Source organism: Agrobacterium albertimagni AOL15 (assembly GCF_000300855.1).
Classification (GTDB): Bacteria; Pseudomonadota; Alphaproteobacteria; order Rhizobiales; family Rhizobiaceae; genus Allorhizobium; species Allorhizobium albertimagni.
Window position 1 is genome coordinate 36,677 of the sequence record NZ_ALJF01000018.1, and the last position, 19,890, is coordinate 56,566.

The window sequence follows — 19,890 nt, forward strand, 5'->3', positions numbered from 1 at the left end:
ATCAAGCAGCCAGCTTCTTGCGCCTGGCCGGTCCGACTGGCAGCGCGCCGCTCGCCAGGATCGATCCGAGCACCAGCGGCAGGCAGACGAGATAGGCGTTGCGGATGCCGAAGGCCTCGGCCACGAAGCCCAAGAGCGGCGGCCCTAGGAAAAAGACGACGAACGCCATCTGCGCGATTGCCGCGACATTGATGACGGCGGGGCGGTCCGTGCGCTGGGCAGCCGCCGAGACCGCCATCGGATAGACCGCGCTGCAGCCGGCGCCCATCAGCGCGAAGCCGATGAGTGCGAGATAGGGATGCGGCGCAAGCCAGGCCATGGCGATGCCGACGGCGGCGACCGACAGCAGCACCCGGCCGACGAGGCGCGCACCGAGGCGGTCGACCACCGGATCGACGGTGAGCCGCGCCAGCGCCATGAAGAAGGCAAACAGCGTCAGCCCCGAGCCGGAGATGAAGGGCGAAACGTCGAAGACCTCTTCCATGTAGATCGTCGACCAGTCAATGCCGGCACCCTCAATCAGGAAGGCCGAGGTGCCGATGATGCAGAGCGGCAGCAGCGCCAATGTCGGCAGCGCAAAATGCGGCGCCTTGTCCTCGGCACCTGCCTTAGTGAGGACGGGGGCGTTCTTCATGCCCGCGATCGTGATCGCGCCGATGACGAACATCAGCCCCAGCAGCACATGCATGTGCATCTGCATGCTGATATCAGCCTGGCGCACCAGTGATGCCGTGATCGCGGTGACGAAGAATCCGAGGCTCCAGCAGCCATGCGCGCGATTCATGATGCCGAAACCCGCCTGCGCCTCGATACGGCCGATCTCGACATTGAGACATATCTCCAACGCGCCAGCGAGCAGGCCCATGAGGAAAAGGGTCGCAAAGACGAAGGGCGCGGAGGGCAGCAACGGGATGAGCGACAAGAGCGCCATGACGCCGAGCAGGCAGATGGCGAGCGTCGTGCGCGAACCGAGCCGGACGATCAGCGGCGAGGAGAGGGTGAGCGAAATCAGCGAGCCGATCGCCATGCCGATCAGGGTCATGCCGAGTTCCGCCTTGTTGACCCCGAGTTGCACCTGCAGATCCGGCAGCCGGGAAAACAGCGATCCCGTGCACATGGCAAACAGAAAGAAGGCGATATAGACGCGAAACTGCGGCTGGAAATGCATCGGCGAGACTCGATTTGTCTGATGACCAGTCAACGGCGTGCCAGCATTCGTCGGGCAAGTCCAGTGACGCCAGACGCCGATCGGTTCGCCCCCGGAAAAGGCTTTATGTCTTGGTTGGGCGTTTTGCGATTGTCTGCTCTCACGGCCAGCCCCATACACGCCGTCATCCTCGGCCTTGTGCCGAGGATCTGCCAAGGGTGGCCAGGAAGGGGGGTAGGGGAGAGGCCATAAGCGTCAAGCAAATAGCAGCGGCGGTAGATCCTCGGCACAAGGCCGAGGATGACGACGGAGATGGACTCAGCGAACGAAAAATGCCGGAAGCAAGCCTCCGGCATCTTTCTATTGGCTACTGCCTATTCGCTATTCGCTATTCGCGTCGCCCGCTCAGCCCGCCTTGTTGATCTGCTGCGCGACCAAATCGTGGTTGAGCCAGAGAACCGGCGCAGACGGGTTGGCCATTTCGCCATAGATCAGCGCGCCGGTCGCCTCGACCACGAGCACGCTCAGATAGTCCGAGATCAGCGCCTTGCCGTCCTTGTGCATCTGGGCGATCTCTTGCGAGGTGCCGATGGTGATGTCGGACTGGCCCTGGCTGTTGGGCATCGGCCAGTTGTTGAAGTCGTAGAACGGCTTCATGACTTCGCTGACCTGGAAGTCGGCGATCTTCTGCAGCACGTCATCGACGGTCACACCCTCGACCAGCAGCGCTTCGCAATCCGCCCAGATCTTATCGGCGCGGGCGCCGGGATTTTCCTTCTTCAAGGCCTTCAGGAGCGGCAGAAGCGGCAGCTCGATGCCGGCGAAGACATCGGACGAATTGGTGCGGATCTCGGGGCAGTTGAAGACAGTCGCCTTGATGCCGGAAGCGTAAGCCTCTTCGGCAATCGCCTCGAGCTTCATCTTGGCATAGCCCTGGGTGTAGTTCGTGTAGGTCTGCCAGCGGTATTCGTCGCCGATCAGAATGCCCGTGCCGTGATAGCCATAGGCCGAGTAACGCACCTGGCCGCCGCTCTTTTCGATGCGGGCGCGGATCGCAGCGCTGCCCTCGATCAGGTGGCGGAAAGTGTTGGCCGAGACTTCGTCGAAGTTCTGCAGGATGAGCTTGCCGAGATCGCTGTCGAGCAGCACCTGGGAAGACATGTGGCGTGCGCCACGGCCCTTGTAGATGCGGTTGGCAAGAACGAGGAAGACCTTGGCCTTCGGAATGCCGCCAGCCATGGTGTGGGCGAAATGAACGTTCTTACCGTCGGCAATCATGCCTTCCAGCTCGGCCATGATCTTGGCCACGGCATCCTGGAAGCGCTTTACGCCAACCTGGCGGCACTTTTCGATATGCGCCCAGTCGAGCTTTTCGGTTTCCCAGTTCTCCAGCGTCAGCGGGGCGAGAAGATCCGTCGGCGTCGGTTCGCCTTCCGGTGCATCGAGATCGAAGCCAGCCATGGCGGGAATGTTGATGATCCGGCCGCCGAGATTGGCTTTCGCCTGGGCGAGTTCTTCGTCGGTCAGCGGGCGCAGCTTGTTGTTTTCGTCACGGCGACCGACGGTGATTCCGATGATCTCCATGCCGGCCTTCTTGGCCTGGTCGAGCAGGCCCGTGACATAGCCACGGCCGAACAATTCGCCGAAGAGCACGAAGACGTCGCCCTTCTGGTAAAGCTTGTTCTGCGGGATCTCAGTCAGGGAAACCGGGCTGGTCATGGTCATTTTTGATTCCGGATTACAATTGCTGTGATTGCCCACTAGCAAAGACTGAGCTGCAGTGCATCAACTGGAAGCGATTTCTCCGGTCATTTTAAGTGACCGTTTATCGCATTGCGTGATGAGCTGTAACAATCGGGGGCTGTCCGTCGACCTGCTGGCCTGTCGAAAGGCGGCCTCGCGGCCGCCCGATCTCGGCATCACGTCTCTGAACGAATCTCACATCGCCGTGAGCCTATTCCGGCTCGACCGCCGCAATTATGATGCATTGCAGCATAATCTTGATGGCGTGGCGTTTCCAATCCGTCACATTTGCTGTAAATGGTGGAAAAACAAGCCTGTTCGGGTGGAGAAGGCAATGCGCAAGTGGGTTTACACCTTCGGCGGAGGAGCGGCCGAGGGGAGTAGGGCCGAGATCGATCAGCTGGGAGGCAAGGGCGCCAATCTCGCGGAAATGGCGAGCCTGGGCCTGCCGGTGCCGCCCGGGCTCACGATCGTGTCAGATGCCTGCGGCCTTTATTACAAGAACGACAAGACGCTCTGCGACGACTTGAAGGCCCAGGTGCTCGATGGCATTGCCGGCATCGAGGCCGCGACCGGCCGCGCCTTCGGCGACACCAGCCACCCGCTTCTTTTCTCCGTCCGCTCCGGCTCGCGCACCTCCATGCCCGGCATGATGGACACGGTCCTCAATCTCGGCCTCAACGATCACACGGTCGAAGCGCTCGGCCACCATTCCGGCGACGCCCGCTTTGCCTGGGACAGCTATCGCCGTTTCATCCAGATGTATGGCGATGTCGTCATGGGCCTCGACCACGAGGTGTTCGAGGAAATCCTCGAAGACGAAAAGGCAAGGCTTGGCCACGAACTGGACACAGATCTCTCTGCGCTGGAATTGCAGCACATCGTCGCGCTCTACAAGGAACTGCTGAAGCAGGATCTCGGCCAGCCCTTCCCGCAGGACCCGCATGTCCAGCTCTGGGGCGCGATCGGCGCTGTCTTTTCCAGCTGGATGAACCCGCGCGCCAAGACCTACCGCCTGCTGCACAAGATCCCCGGCGAGTGGGGCACGTCCGTCACCGTGCAGACCATGGTCTTCGGCAATCTTGGTTCGACCTCGGCGACCGGTGTAGCCTTCACCCGCAATCCCTCGACCGGGGCACGAGAGCTCTACGGCGAGTTCCTCGTCAACGCGCAAGGGGAAGACGTGGTTGCCGGCATCCGCACGCCGCAATCGATCACCGAAGCCGCTCGTATCGACAGTGGCTCCGACAAGCCCTCGCTCGAAAAGCTGATGCCGGAAGCCTTCGCCGAATTCCAGGCGATCTGTAACCGGCTCGAATCCCATTACCGCGATATGCAGGATCTCGAATTCACCATCGAGCGCGGCAAGCTCTGGATGCTGCAGGCCCGCTCGGGCAAGCGGACGACCAAAGCCGCGATGAAGATCGCCGTCGACATGGTGGCGGAAGGCCTGATCTCGGAAGAAGAGGCGGTGATGCGCATCGAGCCTTCCTCGCTCGATCAGCTGCTCCATCCAACGATCGACCCGCGCGTCACCCGCCATGTCATCGGCTCGGGACTTCCCGCCTCGCCGGGGGCGGCAACCGGCGCCATCGTCTTTACCGCCGAAGAGGCGGTGGAGGCGGAGAGCGAGGGCCGCAAGGTCATTCTCGTCCGTGTCGAGACAAGCCCCGAAGACATCCACGGCATGCATGCAGCCCAGGGCATCCTGACCACGCGCGGCGGCATGACCAGCCACGCGGCCGTCGTTGCCCGTGGCATGGGCATTCCTTGTGTCTCCGGCGCCGGCACCATGCGCGTCGACCTGCGCAACGAAAAGCTCATCGGCATGGGCGTGACGCTGGGGAAGGGCGACATCGTCACCATCGACGGCTCCTCCGGCCAGGTGCTGAAGGGTGAGGTGCCCATGCTGCAGCCGGAACTCTCGGGCGATTTCGCCCAGCTGATGCAATGGGCCGACCGAACCCGCCGCATGACCGTGCGAACCAATGCCGACACGCCCGCCGACGCCCGCGCCGCCCGCTCCTTCGGCGCCGAAGGCATCGGGTTGTGCCGCACCGAACACATGTTCTTCGAGGGCGAGCGCATCCATGTGATGCGCGAGATGATCCTCGCCGAAGACGAGGCCGGTCGTCGGGCGGCCCTCGACAAGCTCTTGCCCATGCAGCGCTCGGACTTCACCGAACTCTTCACCATCATGCACGGGCTTCCCGTCACGATCCGCATGCTCGATCCGCCGCTGCACGAGTTCCTGCCGAAGTCGGACGAGGAAATCGAGGAAGTGGCAAACGCCATGGGCCTCGAGCCCGGCTTCATGCGCCGCCGCATCGACGCGCTGCACGAGTTCAACCCGATGCTCGGTCACCGCGGCTGCCGCCTTGCCATCTCCTATCCCGAGATCGCCGAAATGCAGGCCCGCGCCATTTTCGAGGCCGCCGTTGCCGCTGCCCGCGAGACGGGTGCCCCCGTCGTGCCGGAAATCATGGTCCCGCTCGTCGGCCTGCGCTCGGAACTCGACTATGTGAAGGCCGTGATCGACCGCGTCGCGACCGAAGTCATGGGCGAGGCGAAGCTCGAGATTTCCTATCTCGTCGGCACGATGATCGAGCTGCCCCGCGCCGCGATCCGCGCCCATATCATCGCGGAAGCTGCCGAATTCTTCTCCTTCGGCACCAATGACCTGACCCAGACAACCTTCGGCATGTCGCGCGACGACGCCGCCCGCTTCATCCCGACCTATCAGCGCAAGGGCATCATCATCCACGACCCCTTCGTCTCGCTGGATTTCGACGGCGTCGGCGAACTCATCCGGATCGCTGCCGAACGCGGCCGCAAAACGCGTCCCGACATGAAGCTCGGCATTTGCGGCGAACACGGCGGCGACCCGACCTCGATCCACTTCTGCGAGGATGTCGGCCTGGATTATGTGTCCTGCTCGCCGTTCCGCGTGCCGATCGCGAGGCTGTCTGCGGCTCAGGCGGCGATCAAGGCCAGGGGATAAGGTTTTGCGTTCCTCACTGGGTCAGAACAACAGGTCCAGCAAAGTCTCGCTTTCCGAAAATGGCTTCGATCTAAAATCGATGTCTTCGGAAAAACTGAATGTTGCGAACGCGTTGCCCTCTGCATCGCGTCCGAGATGTCGTTGCAGCTTGGCTACCGTTGCCTCGTCCGCCCCCAGACTACGCATCCAGTTTTTCAGAACAGTCTCTGCTGCATCGAAATCGCCATTCGCGTTTCCGCCATAACGCTGCAGCACCGCAGGCAGATCGTTGAGGGGAGCGACCCGCTGCCGAGATTGGCGTCGCGCCGCGCAAAAGCAATCGTATCGATCAACGTTCTCGCTTCGTTGACGAGAGACTTATCTGCGTTAGGAACACCCTTACCGAAATCATCGCATACGAGTGACGCGCCAGCGGGCGTGAGGACAAGGTTGTAGCCTGTCAGCGTCTTGAAGAGGTCTACATCGCTTTGCGTATAGCTGTCATCACGTGCTGCGCTGCCGTCGATGGTTCCCTCGGCGCTGCCGATAAGCCAGCGCGCCACGCTTTGCTGTGTTGTGGTTGGTCCATCCGACGGTGTCCACGTCCAGTCATAAGAGCCGTCTTCCTGCCGCTCGATATACTGCTTCACCGAGGCGTCGTTCAGCAGGTTCTGGAATACGGTGTTGTTGTCGAGATCGAACGATCTGATGTTGGAGGCGCCGGCATGGGACGAGTCAGCAGAAGTACTTTTGGGCGCGGTAATAGTCTGCATCGCAATTCTCCCTAACGTGTATTTCTATGTACGGCACCCTTATGGAGAGCATTGCTTGTCCCTGGCTGATGTTGACGCAGGTGCGAAGGATCGCAAAGGCTGAACAGATGACTAAAAACTGACGACGCGGCCTATATCGCCCATGCGCTGGGTGTCGTTGCCCGCGCCAAGGGCATGGCCGGGATTGCGCGGGAGGCGGGGCTGTCGCGGGAGCAGCTTTATCGCACGCTCTCCAGCGAGGGCAATCCGACGCTCAAGACGACGCTTGCGGTGATGAAGGTGCTGGGCATTTCGCTGACGGCGGATGTGGCGGGTGAGTGAGCTCGCAGTCGCTGTCTGGCACTGTCTCGTGTCCAGACATCGCGATCTTTGGTGACGCTGTTGATACTAAATAGCACGGTGTCTGTAGCCGCCTCGTTTCTCGCCCAAACACCTCCAGATGTGCCACCGCCATGCGCCCGAATTGGATCACGTGCCAGTCAATGCAGGTGAACGAGCACCTCATGGCTCTATCCAGCGGCTATCTGTCCTGCCCTTGCAAACCGCCCAGGTGGCATGCCGACATGCCGGCTGAAGGCCGTGCTGAATGTGCTGGCCGAGCTGTAGCCGACCTTTTCAGCGACGGCGTCGAGGCTTAGGTCCTGGCGCTGCAACAGGTTCTTCGCAAGTGCCATCCGCCAGGTCACCAGATATTCCATCGGCCGCATGCCGACTGTCTGGTGGAAGCGATCGAAAAAGGCCGAGCGCGACATTGCTGCATGCCGGGCAAGCGCCTCCACGGTCCAGGGCCGATGGACCTCTGCATGCATAGACTTGAGCGCAAGCGCAATGCGCGGCTCGGCCAGTCCGCGCAACAGGCCGGGCGGCGCCTCGTCGGCCGGTGCGCTGCGCAGCGCCTCGATCAGCAGGATCTCGACGTAACGCTCAAGGATCAACTCGCGCCCGACATCCGCGCGCCCGGCTTCATCTCCGACCAGCCGCACGAGTTGCGTCAGCCGCTCTGCGCCGCGCACATGGATCATGCGGGGCAGGAGCGAAACGAATAGCGAGGCATCGGGCGCCTCGAAGGAGAAATAGCCACCGAACTGCCGCATGGCCGGTTCGCCCTCCTGCCGTCCGTGCCGAGTCTCGGCATCGGGTGCAGCCGCCATGGCCTTTGGGTCGATCGAAACAGGCGGCGCCGGTTCGATGCTGCCCATAGTGAAGGCCGGCGTCGCAGGTAGCAGCACGAAATCCCCTTCTTCGAGGATGACGGGCGCTTCTCCGTCGACCGCGAGACGGCATCGCCCCTTCGTCACCGCACAGAAACCCGGCTGGCCGAAAGAGGCGTAACGCACCGCCCAGCGACCGGCACCGCTGATGCCCTTGGAAAAAATGGCGCGCGGTTTCAGCAGCGCGATGATATCGGACAGAGGGTCACGCATCTGGACTATCTCGAATGAAAATAGGACTTAAAGTCGATGAAAGTCCAGGATAGCGCGGCTAAACCTGGGACGTCAACAGCAAACACCTCAATTAAACACCTCCAGGAGTTCCCCATGCCGACCATTCTCATCACCGGCTGCTCGTCGGGCTACGGCCAGCACATCGCCCGGCATTTCCTCGACCGCGGCTGGAGCGTGATCGCCACCATGCGCACGCCTCGGACCGACCTGTTCCAGCCGTCCGACCGGCTGCGGATCTTACCCCTCGACGTGACCAAGTCCGAGAGCATCCGTGCCGCCCTGGAGGCCGCAGGCCCGATCGACGCGCTAGTCAACAATGCCGGGATCGGCGTGGTCGGTGCCTTCGAGGCAACGCCGATGGAGCATATCCGCAAGGTCTTCGAGACCAACACCTTCGGCACCATGGCGATGACCCAGGCGGCGATCCCCGGCATGCGGGAACGCGGCACTGGCGTCATCGTCAACGTTACCTCCAGCGTCACGCTCGCGCCGATGCCGCTCGCCGCCGCCTACACGGCGAGCAAGCAGGCGATCCAGGGCTTTACCCAATCGCTCGCCCATGAACTCGCCACCTTCGGCATCCGGGCCAAGCTGGTCGAGCCCGGTTATGCCCCGACGACCCGCTTTGCCGCCAATACCGATATCGATGTCATGGATCTTCTCCCCGGCGCCTATCTCGATTTCGCCCGGCCGATCTTCGAAGCCTTCGCCGCTCCTTCGGTCGTCACCCGCGAAAGCGATGTTGCCGAAGCTGTCTGGCAGGCGGTGACGGATGGTACCGACCAGGCACGCTATCCGGCGGGTGCAGACGCGGTGGCGCTGGCCGCCGCAGCGTGATCGGGCAGCGTCCGGTTCAAGATCGGAGCCTGGGGCAGTTGCCGCAGGCTCGCGCTCCGGGTTAGATCGGGTGGAGCCGCATCCTGCGTCGCATCCACCGGAGACCACTCATGCCTGGCTATTCCGCCCGTCCGCCCGCCATCCCGACCGTGGTCCTCGACGATGCCGTCACCCGCATCACCCGCTGGGATTTCGAGCCGGGTGCTGCAACAGGCCATCACACCCATGGCCTCGGCTATGTCGTCGTGCCGCTCACCGATTGCCATTTCCTGATCGAGGATGTCGAAGGTTCGCGCCGCGTAACGAGCAAAGCCGGCGAGGCCTATCGCCGGGATGCGGGCGTCGAGCACAATATCATCAACGGCGGCAACCAGCCGATGAGCTTCATCGAGATCGAATACAAATGAGCGGCAAGGACGCCGAAACGAGCAATCAGGTGGTGCCGCAATTCGTCACCAGCTTCGAGCCGCATCATGGTGTGGCGGTGCCGGTGGCAGACGGCGTCGAGCGTCTGACTGCGCCCAATCCCAGCCCCTTCACCTTCCACGGCACCAACACCTATATCGTCGGTGCGAAATCGGTCTGTGTCATCGATCCCGGTCCGGACATCGACGCCCATTTCCAGGCCCTGATGGCAGCACTCGATGGCCGTGAGGTGACCCATATCGCCGTCAGCCACACGCACCGCGACCATTCCCCGCTCGCCCGCCGCCTGAAGGAAGAGACCGGTGCCGTGATCGTTGCCGAAGGCCCGCATCGCCCGTCGCGCCCCTTGTTCGAGGGCGAGCTGAACCCCTTCGCCGAGAGTTCCGATACGGATTTCATCCCCGACCATGCGCTTGCCGATGGAGAAACGGTCGAAGGCGACGGCTGGCGGCTGACGGCCGTGCACACACCCGGCCACACGGCGAACCATGCCGCCTTCGCGCTCGAAGACACCGGCATCCTCTTTTCCGCCGATCACGTCATGGCCTGGGCGACCTCGATCGTCGCGCCCCCCGATGGTGCGATGAGTGACTACATGGCTTCTCTGGAGCGCCTGCTGACCCGCGATGACCTTCTCTATCTGCCGGGTCATGGCGGTCCGGTCAGTGAGCCCCGCGCTTTCGTCCGGGCGCTGCGCACCCACCGTCTGATGCGCGAGCGCGCCGTGTTGGAGCGCATTCGACAAGGCGATCGCTTCATCCCCGACATGGTCAAGGTCATCTATGCCTCGACCGATCCGCGCCTGCACGGGGCGGCAGCCCTCTCCGTGCTCGCCCATCTCGAGGATCTGGTGGAGAAGGGCCTGATCGCCACGGATGGCCCACCGAAACTGTCGGGAGAGTATAGGCCGGGCTGAGAGGTCACGAGCCTTCGGCTTGCCCCCCACTGTCGGCTTCGCCGATATCTCCCCCACAGGTGGGGAGAGTGGAGGTTGTTGCCGACGCCCGCGTTCATCCGCTCTCCCCCGTGTGGGGGCGGTGCCCGGCAGGGCAAAGGGGGGTCTCTCATGGGCGATAGCCCTGCCCATAGGGCGAGAGTCCACGCAGTCACAGAGGTTGGTGCCAAGCAGCACAAGGCCAAACTCAGTTCCCGGCAATCCCCAGCAGCTCCGCGTCCAGCGCATGCAGAAAACCTTCCGCAATCCGGTCGCTGATCCCGAGATCATGCGGCCCGTAGCGGGAGGCGACGCGGATGTCGACGAGCGTCATCTCCGCCTCTTCGCGAAGCCGGACCACCGCATCGAAGGGCAGGCCGAGGACCGGCGTACGGGTGGCAAACTGCAGCCGGGCCGTCCCCTCCGGTTCGCCGTCGGAAAGCGGCACGAGCAGGCTGGGCTCGGGGCGCGCGGTGGGCAGCGGACCGCTTTCCGGCAGCGCATCCTGGGTAGCAGGTGCCGTGCCCTCGGCTTCCGCCTCGACCGGGCTTTCCGTCGTCGGCCGCAGCTCCAGCGCCGGCAGGCCATATTCCTCGCCGCGGCTCGCCGTCACCACCAGCCGGTTCTCCGTCGCCACCTTTCGCACCGCCTCGTAGACGCGGTCGATCGCCCCCTCGTAGCGCCGGCCGTTCAAGCCCGGATAGGCGGCAAGCTGCGCCTCTCCGGAATTGGCCGGCAGGTCAGGGCGCGGCAAGAGATGTTGCGGCACGTTGGGCAGGGATACGAAGGCCGGCCGGTCGGCAAGATCGGTCGAAACCTCGGTCAGCTTCGGCTTGGTGACGTAGAGGTAGTAGCCATAGCCGGGCAAAGCGAGCGGCAGGGCCGCATAGATCAGCGCCCAGGCGGAAGCCACGCCCCCGAGCGCCCCGATCTGCCATAGCCGGGCAAGGCCGAGAAGCGCAAGCGGAACGGCAAGCGCCGCGGGTAGCGCGGATGCCAGCACCAGAAGCACGAATTCCGGCGTCGAGAGCGGCCCGAAGCGATGCGCCAGCACGACGATCAGCAGCAAGCCGAGCGAAAACAGCGCCAGCCGTCGCGCCAGAAAGGCGGAACGGGACACCGGACGGTCATAGCGGATATGCATCAGGAACTACCGGAATCAGAGGCGACATTGACCGCTTGTAACGGCTGACGCTGAAGGCGTCGACTGGCAATGCAGTCTGCTTCGCTTCACGGCTGGCGGTTGCGCCCTCCGCCGAGAAGCGGATTGTCGCCGACTTCCGGCCCCGGAATGGTGCTGCCCTCTGCCGGGCTGTCGAAGCTCTCCGGCGCCTCCAAGAGGCCGTCCTCGACGGCCGGATCGAGCGGCGCAAGTTCTGGGCCGTCGAGGAGCTCGGGAAGCGGCGGGGCATCGGGTGAAAGCGGCACGTAAAGCGAGACGGTGACGATGACCGCGATCACCATCAGCCAGGAGCCGATGATCCGCGCCGGGATGGTAAGCCAGGCGCCGCGGAAGGGCCGCAGCATCATCCCGGGAACGACGAGGATCCAGAGAGCAGCGAGCACGGCGGTGAAGGCGAATTCCTTGATGCCGATGCCGAAGTCGTCGAGCCCGATGAAGAGCGACAGGGACAGGCCGACGACGGCCGCCGCCACCGGTGCCGCAAACCGGCGGATAAACGCTGGAAGCCAGAGGACAACGCCTGACAGCATCACGGCGATGGGGGCGATCAGGAAGAGTTCGTGGCCGAGCGGGCTTTGCAGAATGGCGCTGAAGATCGGATCGAAGAACAGCAGCACCGGCGCGATCACGCCGAGAAAGGCCCCCGCAATCGACAGGACCTCTCTTCGCCGCTCGGCCATGCCGATGGCGACTGACAGGCCGAGCATGGCCAGCACCAGGTCATAGATCGACAGCGTGAAGAGATAGCCGAGCTCGAAGAAGGCGAACTCATGCGGAATGGCGAGCGAGCCCGCAACCGACAGGACGCCGGCGAGAAACACGCCAAAGGCGATCCGGAAGGCCGGCGTGCGAACCCCGGCGAGGAAGCGTTCGGCTGCAGCGCTCGTCTTGCCCGCGGTGCTTTTGACGGTGGCCGGATCGCGGATCGCCGCATCGCCGCCCTCGCCATGCGCCGTGCTGCGCACGGCCCCCGAAGGTCCGCTCTTTCCCGTCGCCCGCCCCGATTTCCTGTGTGGCTGCTTCTGCTTCTTCATGCCCGAGGTCCGATCTTGCGCGGCAAGCCGCAGCATCTCAGCCTATTCCACAGGAGACTTGATTTGTCACCGCTCGCCGCTGCACTCTCTCGTGAAAGCCGAAAGGATCAGGGCCATGGCCATCGTCATGCTGACGGCCGTCACACGCTTCGAGCGCAAGGCGGCGACGAGCTTCGTCTTCGACACCGTCAATCGCCTCGGCGGCTGGATCGACGACGTGCACATGTATTCGAACCTGATGAACACGATCCGCATGACGCTGCCGGCCGGCGCATTTGGCGCGCTGGTCGAGGCGCTGGAAGAGGGCGGCTTGTCCATGTCGACGCCGGAGGGGCTTGGGGAAGTCGGTGATCCGCAGACCGAGCGCATGGCGACGCTGCAGCTCACCTTCATCCACGACGAGCCGGACCTGAAACGCGAGGTGCCGCAGGTCCCCGGATGATGGCGTGCCGTTGTCACGAGAAAGAACGCGCGAAAAACCCGGCGGTTGCCCGCCGGGTTTTCGTTTCTTGCCTGGTCAGCCTGGCCGGATCGATCAGGCGGCGCGGCGCTGATGGCGGCCTTCCTCGACCTCCTCGACGATCTTTGCGACGAAGGCGTTGAGATCGTCAGGATTGCGCGAGGTGATGATGCCCTGGTCGGTAACCACGGCCTCGTCGCGCCAGTCGGCACCGGCATTGATCATGTCGGTCTTGATCGAGGAGAAGGAGGTCGCCTTGCGACCCTTGACGGCGCCGGCCTCGATCAGCAGCCAGGGACCATGGCAGATGGCAGCGACGGCCTTGCCGGAATTGATGAAGGTCTTCACCACGTCGACGGCCTTCTGCTCCTTGCGCAACAGGTCGGGATTGATCTGGCCGCCGGGAATGATGAGAGCATCGAAGTCATCGATCTTGACCTCTTCGAGGGTGAGATCGACATCAACGGTGTCGCCCCAGTTCTCTTCGTCCCAGCTCTTGATCGGCGCCTTTTCGAGCGAGGCGATCTTGACCTTGGCGCCCTTGGCGGTGAGCTGCTCCAGCGGCACGCGCAGCTCGGAGCGCTCATAGCCATCGGTCGCGAGAATGAGGATGCGGGCGGATGTGATGGAAGGCATGATATGTCCTTGTCGTTGGGTTTTCGTCGTGGGGGATGAAAAGGAAACGACGCCGCCGCCGCATCGTTCCGGGAAAAACGCGAAAGACCCTTCCGAAGGTGTTGCCGCCCGGCCTGCGCTTTGCTAATCAGGCCGCGATTTGCAGCGCTCAGTCTCGCCTGCAACTCTGTTGGGGCGTCGCCAAGCGGTAAGGCACCGGTTTTTGGTACCGGCATTCCCAGGTTCGAATCCTGGCGCCCCAGCCATTGTCTAAGCCACCACTTATGTCTCGGACAGTCAGCCCTCACCAAGTCATCGCGTCCGCCACGCTGCATGACCACCGTGGGCATCTCTCGGCTTACCTGCTGCAAACGGCTGACCTGCAAAAATCCATAACTTGACTGAAATTGTTATATATTGCATGACCACGCGGCCTTTGCCGTAGTTGATCGTACCCTGCATCCGTCGCCCGCCAGCGCCATTGATCACCCGGCAGACTTTGCAGGAACATCGCATGCTGAAACAATTCTTCGCCTATTACCGCCCCTGGAAAGGTCTGTTCTGGCTGGATTTCTCCTGTGCCGTCCTCTCCGGCCTCCTGGAGCTTGCCTTCCCGCTCGCCGTCACCGCCTTCATCGACCGGCTGCTGCCCACCGGCAACTGGACGCTGACGCTGATTGCCGCCGCCGGCCTGCTCGCCATCTATGTGGTGAACGCCGCGCTGATGGCGATCGTCATTTATTGGGGCCACAAGCTCGGCATCAACATCGAGACATCGATGCGCGCCAAGGCTTTCGAGCATCTGACGACGCTCTCCTGGCGCTGGTATGACACGGCCCGCACCGGCAAGCTGGTTGCCCGCGTCACGCGTGACCTCGAGGAAGTGGGCGAAGTCGCCCATCATGGCCCCGAAGACCTGTTCATCGCCATCATGACCTTTGTCGGCGCCTTCATCCTGATGCTCAATCTCCATGTCGAGCTCGCGCTGGTCACAGCCCTCATCGTGCCGGGCACGGTTGCCATCGTCTCGATCTATGGCGGCCGCATGACCCGCACCTGGCAGGAGATCTATGGCCGCATCGGCGCCTTTAACGTCAGGCTGGAAGAAACGATCGGCGGCATTCGCGTGGTTCAGGCCTATGCCAACGAGGATCACGAGCGCAAACTCTTTGCCAAAGACAATGCCCGCTACCGCAAGACCAAGCTCGACGCCTACAAGGTCATGGCCGCCTCGTCCTCGCTGCATTACATGGGCATGCGCTTCGTCCAGGTGGTGATCATGGTGATCGGCTCGGCCTATGTGCTCTCGGGCGCCATGACGACCGGCAGCTTTGTCGGCTTCCTGCTTCTGGTCGGCGTCTTCTTCCGCCCGCTCGACAAGATCAGCGCCGTCATCGAAACCTATCCGCGCGGCATTGCCGGCTTCCGTCGTTACCTGGATCTGCTCGCAACCGAATCGGAAATCACCGACAGCCCAAACGCCCGCCCGGTCTCGACGCTATCAGGCGAAATCGTCTTCTCCGACCTCTCCTTCGCCTTCACACCCGGTCGCCCCGTGCTGCACGACATTTCGCTGCATGTGAAGCCGGGCGAGACGATCGCCTTCGTCGGTGAATCCGGTGCCGGAAAATCGACGCTTCTGTCACTTTTGCCGCGCTTCTACGAGCCGACCTCGGGCACCATCAGCATCGACGGTCTGGCTCTGCCGGACATGACCGTCGAGAGCCTGCGTCGCCAGATCGGCCTCGTCTCGCAGGATGTCTTCCTGTTCGGCGGAACACTGCGGGAAAACATCGTCTATGGTCGCATCGGCGCAAGCGATGACGAGGTGCTGGAGGCCTGCCGCCGTGCCCAGTTGTCGACCATGCTGGAAAACCTGCCGGAAGGTCTGGACACCATCGTCGGCGAGCGCGGCATCATGCTATCAGGCGGCCAGAAACAGCGTGTCGCGATCGCCCGCGCCTTCCTCAAGGATCCGCCGATCCTGCTGCTCGACGAAGCGACTTCGGCCCTCGACAGCACGACGGAGCGCGAGATCCAGTCGGCGCTGGAGGAGCTCTCCAAGGGCCGCACCACACTCGTCGTCGCCCACAGGCTCGGCACCATCCGCAATGCCGATCGCATCGTCGTCATGCAGCAGGGCCGCATCGTCGAAGTCGGCAACCATGCCGAACTGATGAAGCGGGAAGGGGCCTATGCCAGGCTCGCCGCCTGACGGAGCGGGGGCGGGCCCCCTCTGCCCGGGGCCTCATCTGCAATGGATGGCTGCCGTTAACGAGCTCTTCGGGGAGACCGATGCCTGCCAGTTGCACGCTTCTCGCGCACCTTCGGCGCCGGCGGCGAACCACACATAGCCGCCATCGGGTATCGAGGTCTCGTCAGAGCCGCAATCCTCGCCGAGAAGACGGGAGATAGCAGTGCTGCTCCAGCTAGAGATCCGCCTCCCGAAAGCAGCGGCTCCGATCATGGCACCAAGCAGGTCCGCATGCTCATCGAGCAGCCCAGCCGTTGGTATGGTCTGGCCCCTGCTCGAGCCGGTCGGTCTATGTGTCAATGTGGGCTCACGGCAGGCGCAGTTCACCTCAGTTTCGATCACAACTTAGTGCAGGCCGCCGGGATCGCGCGGCCAAGATGCCGCCGATGACCCGCCGGGAGGTTTCTCTCGGCGCCCAAACTGCAGCCGTCCACATAAGCCCGCTTCGGACCAAATACTGCCGCCGTGCCTAGCCCATCCGGGCATATTGCAGCGCAAGCCGCATACCCGCAGTCTCGACCACCGGCACTTCAAACCCGTAGATCGCCTCCAGCACCTCGGTCCGCATGATCTGATCGGGCGGACCATCGGCGGCGATCCGGCCGTTTTTCATTGCGATGATCCGGTCGGCGCTCGCCGAGGCATGGTTGATGTCGTGCAGCACGATGACGATGGTGCGGCCGGTCTCGTCTGCTAGCCGGCGCAGTTCCAGCATCAGCTGGCGGGCATAATACATGTCGAGATTGTTCAAGGGCTCGTCGAGCAGGATGTAGTCGGTGTCTTGCGCATAGGTCATTGCCACCATCACCCGCTGCCTTTGGCCGCCGGAGAGGCGGTCGAGCGTGCGACTGGCGAGGTCGCCCAACTCGAATCGGGCAAGCGCCTCCTCGACCATCGCCTTGTCCTCGGTCGTCATCCGCCCGCCGCTATGCGGAAAACGGCCAAAGCCAACCATTTCGCGTACGGTGACGCGAGGCGGCGGGCCGGAATCCTGGCGGAGGATCGCGAGCTTTTTTGCCAGCACCTTGCCCGGCGTGGTCGCGACAGGCAGGCCATCGATGGTAACGCTTCCCTGTTGCAGCGGCAGCAGCCTCGCCGTGAGCGAGAGCAGCGTCGACTTGCCCGCTCCGTTCGGGCCGACCAGCGCGGTGAGGCCACCTTTGGGCAGGGTGACGTCGATGCCCTCAAGCACGCGCTGGCCCTCGCGAGTGAGGCTGACGGATTGGATCTCGATCATCGGGTGCGCCTCGCAAACAGAAGCAGGATGAAGACAAGGCCGCCGACGAAGTCGACGACAACAGAGAGCGTGCCGGCCTGGCCAAGCCCGTGCTGCAACAGCGTCTGCCCGCCGACGAGCACGATGATGCCGAGCAGCATGGCCACCACGAAGACGGAAGCATGCCGGCGCGAGGATGTGAGCCGTTCGGCGAGCGCTGCGATCAGCAGGCCGAAAAAGGTGACGGGACCGACGAGCGCTGTGGAAACGGCAACCAGCAGCGACACCACCAGGAGGTGGATCATGATCTCGCGATTCCACGCGATGCCGAGACCGATCGCCGTGTCGCGTCCCAGCGCTGCGATATCGAGCTGATGCCGGCGCGAGACGAGGAAGGCGCCTGCGATCACGGTGACGAGTGCCGCAATGGCAAGCAGATCCGTATTCGGCGAGGAGAAATTGGCATACATCGCGCGTTGCGCCACCGCGAACTCCTGCGGATCGATCAGTCGGGCAATGAGATTGGTCAGGCTGCGGAACAGCCCGCCGATGACCACGCCGGCGAGCAGCATCAGCGTCAGATCCATCCGGCTTTTCAGCGCCGGCCAGAGGATCAGTATGGCAAGCAGCATCAGGGCGGACGCTTCCATGCCGAATTTCAGATGCGGCGAGAGCGAGACATATCCCAGCCCGCCGAGCGCAAAGACGAGCGCTGCCTGACCGAACTGGTAGAGCGCGTCCAGCCCCATGATCGAGGGCGTGAGGATGCGGTTGCCGGTGATCGTCTGGAAGGTGACGGTCGACAGCGCAATGGCAACAGCGACGGTCACCAGCGCCGCAAGCCGGATGCCGCGCAACTCCAGCGCAAAAGCGATATTGCCGCGCAGGTTGACCGTCATGAAGGCGATGATGGCCAAGAGCGCAAGACAGAGGAGAAGGCCGATGACGATCCGGTCACGCATCGCGGCGCTCCCTGAGGATGAACCAGAGGAAGACCGCCGGTCCGATCACGCCCATCACCGTGCCGACGGGGATCTCGTAAGGGAAGCGCATGATGCGACCGGCGATATCCGAGGCGAGAACGAGGATCGCCCCGCCGAGCGCCACCAGCGGCAGCGTGCCCCGCAGATTGTCGCCTAAGATGCGTGAGACGAGATTGGGCACGACGAGGCCGACAAAGGGGATCAAACCGACAACGACGACCGAGAGCGCCGACATGACCGAGACCAGCACCAGCCCGATCTGGGTCATGCGGCGATAATCGATGCCAAGGCTGGTCGCCTGGTCCTCGCCAAGCGCCATGATCGTCAGCCGGTCGGCGATCACGATGGCAGCGCCGACGATGACGACGGCGACGAAGAGCAGCTCATAGCGGCCCTTCAGCACGCCGGAGAATTCGCCATTGGTCCAGATGTCGAGATATTGCAGGAGATCACTCTGCCAGGCGACATAGGTGACGGCAGCCCCGACTACGCCGCCATAGACAAGGCCGAAGAGCGGCACGAGATGCGGCTGTTCCGGCGGCAGGCGATGGGCAGTGGCAAGAAACAGCGCGGTGCCCGCGAGCGCACAGCCGCTGGCGACCAGGGCCTTCACGCCGAGGCCGGCTGCCGGCAGGAACAGCGTCACGATCAGAATGCCGAGCGCTGCACTCTGGGCGGTGCCGGCCGTCGAGGGCTCGACGAAACGGTTGCGCGTCAGCGTCTGCATGATCTGGCCGGCAACGGCGAGCCCTGCGCCGCAAAGCACGGCGGCGAGCGTGCGCGGCAGCCGGCTGATGGCCATGAGATCGGCAAAGGGCATCGCCCCGCCACTGCCGGAGAGCGAAATCTCCTGTACGCCGATCGCAAGGCTCAACATGACGAGAAGCGCCAGGCAGAGCCCGGCGCCAATCATCACGCGGCGATGTGGTGTATCAGAGATGGCAGACATCACTGGCTGGCGGAGAATGCGGCCTCGATCGCCGCCAGCACCCGTTCAGTGGCCTTCAATCCGCCTGCGGCAATGTAGAAATCCGCCGACGGCAGATAGACCACCTGGCCGCTCTTCCAGGCCTTGGTCTCGGCGACCAGCGCATTGTCGAGCGTTGCCTTGGCATTCTGGTCATTGGCGCCGATGGCGGCGGCCCGGTCGAGCACGAGTAGCCAGTCGGGATTGGCCTTGGCGATGAATTCGAAGGAAACAGGCTCGCCATGGGTGGCAGCCTCGACATCTTCGACCGCCGCCGGCAGGTCGAGCGCCTTGTGCACCCAGCCGAAGCGGGAATCGATCCCGTATGCGGTAATCTTTGGCCCGTTGGTCATCACGATCAGCCCCTTGCCCTTGCCCTGAACGGCGGCCTTGGCACGGGCAAGTGCTGCGTCGAAATCGGCAACCGCCTTCTCGGCCTCCGCCTGCTTCCCGAAGATCGCGCCATAGGTGAAGGCCCGCTCGCGCGCCTGCTCGACCACATCGACGCCGTCCATGGTCATGTCGAGCGAGGGCGCGACCTTCACCGTTTCCTTTTCCTTGCCGGAGGAGCGGCCGCCGAGGATGATGAGATCAGGCTCAAGCGCGCTCAGCGCCTCCAGATCTGGCTCGAAGATGTCGCCGACGACTTCCGCCTTGCCCTTCAGATCCGAGAGTTCGGAGAGATAAACGTTCTCCGGAATGCCCGCCGGCATGACGCCGATCGCCAGCAGCGTGTCGAGGGCCGCGATGTCGAAGACGGCAACCTTCGACGGCGTTCCCTCGACGGTGACCTTGCCGGCATAGGTCTCGACATCGAGCGCAAGGGCCGGCATGGCGGCAAGCGTGAGGCCGGCGGCGATCAGTGCGCGGCGGGTAAAGGGGCGTATGGTCAT

Annotated in this window: 17 protein-coding genes, 1 tRNA gene and 1 pseudogene; 8 read left to right on the top strand and 11 right to left on the bottom strand. The window is 63.4% G+C overall.

Annotated elements, in window-relative coordinates:
• Position 1 precedes the first annotated feature (1 nt).
• Together QWE_RS20605 and QWE_RS20610 are read right to left on the bottom strand one after the other, a co-directional pair.
• On the bottom strand, positions 2–1,168 hold the full coding sequence (locus QWE_RS20605) for an MFS transporter (protein WP_006728112.1): 1,167 nt from the start codon (positions 1,166–1,168) through the stop codon (positions 2–4).
• 384 nt (positions 1,169–1,552) lie between these two features.
• Positions 1,553–2,866: an enoyl ACP reductase FabMG family protein gene (locus QWE_RS20610; RefSeq protein ID WP_040300819.1), complete on the bottom strand. Its 1,314-nt coding sequence runs from the start codon at positions 2,864–2,866 to the stop codon at positions 1,553–1,555.
• A 358-nt stretch (positions 2,867–3,224) separates the two neighbouring features.
• Between QWE_RS20610 and ppdK the strand changes: the two genes are divergently transcribed.
• Positions 3,225–5,891, top strand: coding sequence for a pyruvate, phosphate dikinase (gene ppdK / locus QWE_RS20615; RefSeq protein ID WP_006728114.1), 2,667 nt, complete (start codon positions 3,225–3,227; stop codon positions 5,889–5,891).
• A gap of 194 nt (positions 5,892–6,085) precedes the next feature.
• On the opposite strand, the gene QWE_RS20620 is transcribed toward ppdK, so the two are convergent.
• A complete protein-coding gene (locus tag QWE_RS20620) occupies positions 6,086–6,643 on the bottom strand; it encodes a hypothetical protein (RefSeq protein ID WP_006728115.1) in 558 nt (185 codons plus the stop codon).
• Positions 6,644–6,757: 114 nt separating this feature from the next.
• Here QWE_RS20620 and QWE_RS20625 point away from each other — a divergent pair.
• Positions 6,758–6,964 (top strand): annotated as a pseudogene (locus QWE_RS20625) (addiction module antidote protein); the annotation flags it as partial.
• 188 nt (positions 6,965–7,152) lie between these two features.
• Here QWE_RS20625 and QWE_RS20630 read toward each other — a convergent pair.
• The gene (locus tag QWE_RS20630) at positions 7,153–8,067 is read right to left on the bottom strand and encodes an AraC family transcriptional regulator (RefSeq protein ID WP_006728117.1); all 915 of its coding nucleotides are present in this window, start codon (positions 8,065–8,067) and stop codon (positions 7,153–7,155) included.
• 114 nt (positions 8,068–8,181) lie between these two features.
• Between QWE_RS20630 and QWE_RS20635 the strand changes: the two genes are divergently transcribed.
• The 3 genes from QWE_RS20635 (at position 8,182) to QWE_RS20645 (ending at position 10,267) form a co-directional block, all read left to right on the top strand.
• On the top strand, positions 8,182–8,925 hold the full coding sequence (locus QWE_RS20635) for an SDR family oxidoreductase (protein ID WP_006728118.1): 744 nt from the start codon (positions 8,182–8,184) through the stop codon (positions 8,923–8,925).
• A gap of 110 nt (positions 8,926–9,035) precedes the next feature.
• Entirely contained in the window at positions 9,036–9,332 is a 297-nt protein-coding gene (locus QWE_RS20640) for a cupin domain-containing protein (RefSeq protein WP_006728119.1), read from the top strand.
• Positions 9,329–10,267, top strand: coding sequence for an MBL fold metallo-hydrolase (locus QWE_RS20645; RefSeq protein WP_006728120.1), 939 nt, complete (start codon positions 9,329–9,331; stop codon positions 10,265–10,267). Before QWE_RS20640 ends, QWE_RS20645 begins: the two co-directional genes overlap by 4 nt.
• A 226-nt stretch (positions 10,268–10,493) precedes the next feature.
• On the opposite strand, the gene QWE_RS20650 is transcribed toward QWE_RS20645, so the two are convergent.
• Positions 10,494–11,429: a DUF1499 domain-containing protein gene (locus QWE_RS20650; RefSeq protein WP_006728121.1), complete on the bottom strand. Its 936-nt coding sequence runs from the start codon at positions 11,427–11,429 to the stop codon at positions 10,494–10,496.
• 86 nt (positions 11,430–11,515) lie between these two features.
• Positions 11,516–12,502, bottom strand: coding sequence for a hypothetical protein (locus tag QWE_RS20655; protein ID WP_193353720.1), 987 nt, complete (start codon positions 12,500–12,502; stop codon positions 11,516–11,518).
• A 115-nt stretch (positions 12,503–12,617) separates the two neighbouring features.
• On the opposite strand from QWE_RS20655, the gene QWE_RS20660 reads away from it, so the two are divergent.
• Entirely contained in the window at positions 12,618–12,944 is a 327-nt protein-coding gene (locus tag QWE_RS20660) for a hypothetical protein (protein ID WP_006728123.1), read from the top strand.
• 93 nt (positions 12,945–13,037) lie between these two features.
• Here the strand turns inward: QWE_RS20660 and QWE_RS20665 are convergent, their stop codons facing one another.
• Positions 13,038–13,598: a type 1 glutamine amidotransferase domain-containing protein gene (locus QWE_RS20665; protein WP_006728124.1), complete on the bottom strand. Its 561-nt coding sequence runs from the start codon at positions 13,596–13,598 to the stop codon at positions 13,038–13,040.
• Positions 13,599–13,768: 170 nt separating this feature from the next.
• Between QWE_RS20665 and QWE_RS20670 the strand changes: the two genes are divergently transcribed.
• Both QWE_RS20670 and QWE_RS20675 read left to right on the top strand, forming a co-directional pair.
• Positions 13,769–13,843: transfer RNA gene (locus QWE_RS20670), tRNA-Gln, on the top strand.
• Positions 13,844–14,091: 248 nt separating this feature from the next.
• Complete coding sequence (locus QWE_RS20675; RefSeq protein WP_006728125.1) at positions 14,092–15,792, top strand: ABC transporter ATP-binding protein; 1,701 nt, start codon at positions 14,092–14,094, stop codon at positions 15,790–15,792.
• A 508-nt stretch (positions 15,793–16,300) separates the two neighbouring features.
• Here QWE_RS20675 and QWE_RS20680 read toward each other — a convergent pair.
• The 4 genes from QWE_RS20680 to QWE_RS20695 are packed head-to-tail and all read right to left on the bottom strand — an operon-like array spanning position 16,301 to position 19,890.
• Positions 16,301–17,068 carry an iron ABC transporter ATP-binding protein gene (locus QWE_RS20680; RefSeq protein WP_006728126.1) on the bottom strand — a complete coding sequence of 256 codons (768 nt, stop codon included), beginning with the start codon at positions 17,066–17,068 and terminating at the stop codon, positions 16,301–16,303.
• Entirely contained in the window at positions 17,065–18,009 is a 945-nt protein-coding gene (locus QWE_RS20685) for an iron chelate uptake ABC transporter family permease subunit (protein WP_006728127.1), read from the bottom strand. The genes QWE_RS20680 and QWE_RS20685 overlap by 4 nt, the downstream gene beginning before the upstream one ends.
• The gene (locus tag QWE_RS20690; protein ID WP_006728128.1) at positions 18,002–18,979 is read right to left on the bottom strand and encodes an ABC transporter permease; all 978 of its coding nucleotides are present in this window, start codon (positions 18,977–18,979) and stop codon (positions 18,002–18,004) included. Before QWE_RS20690 ends, QWE_RS20685 begins: the two co-directional genes overlap by 8 nt.
• Positions 18,979–19,890, bottom strand: a complete 912-nt coding sequence (locus tag QWE_RS20695) for a siderophore ABC transporter substrate-binding protein (RefSeq protein WP_040300804.1) — start codon at positions 19,888–19,890, stop codon at positions 18,979–18,981. Before QWE_RS20695 ends, QWE_RS20690 begins: the two co-directional genes overlap by 1 nt.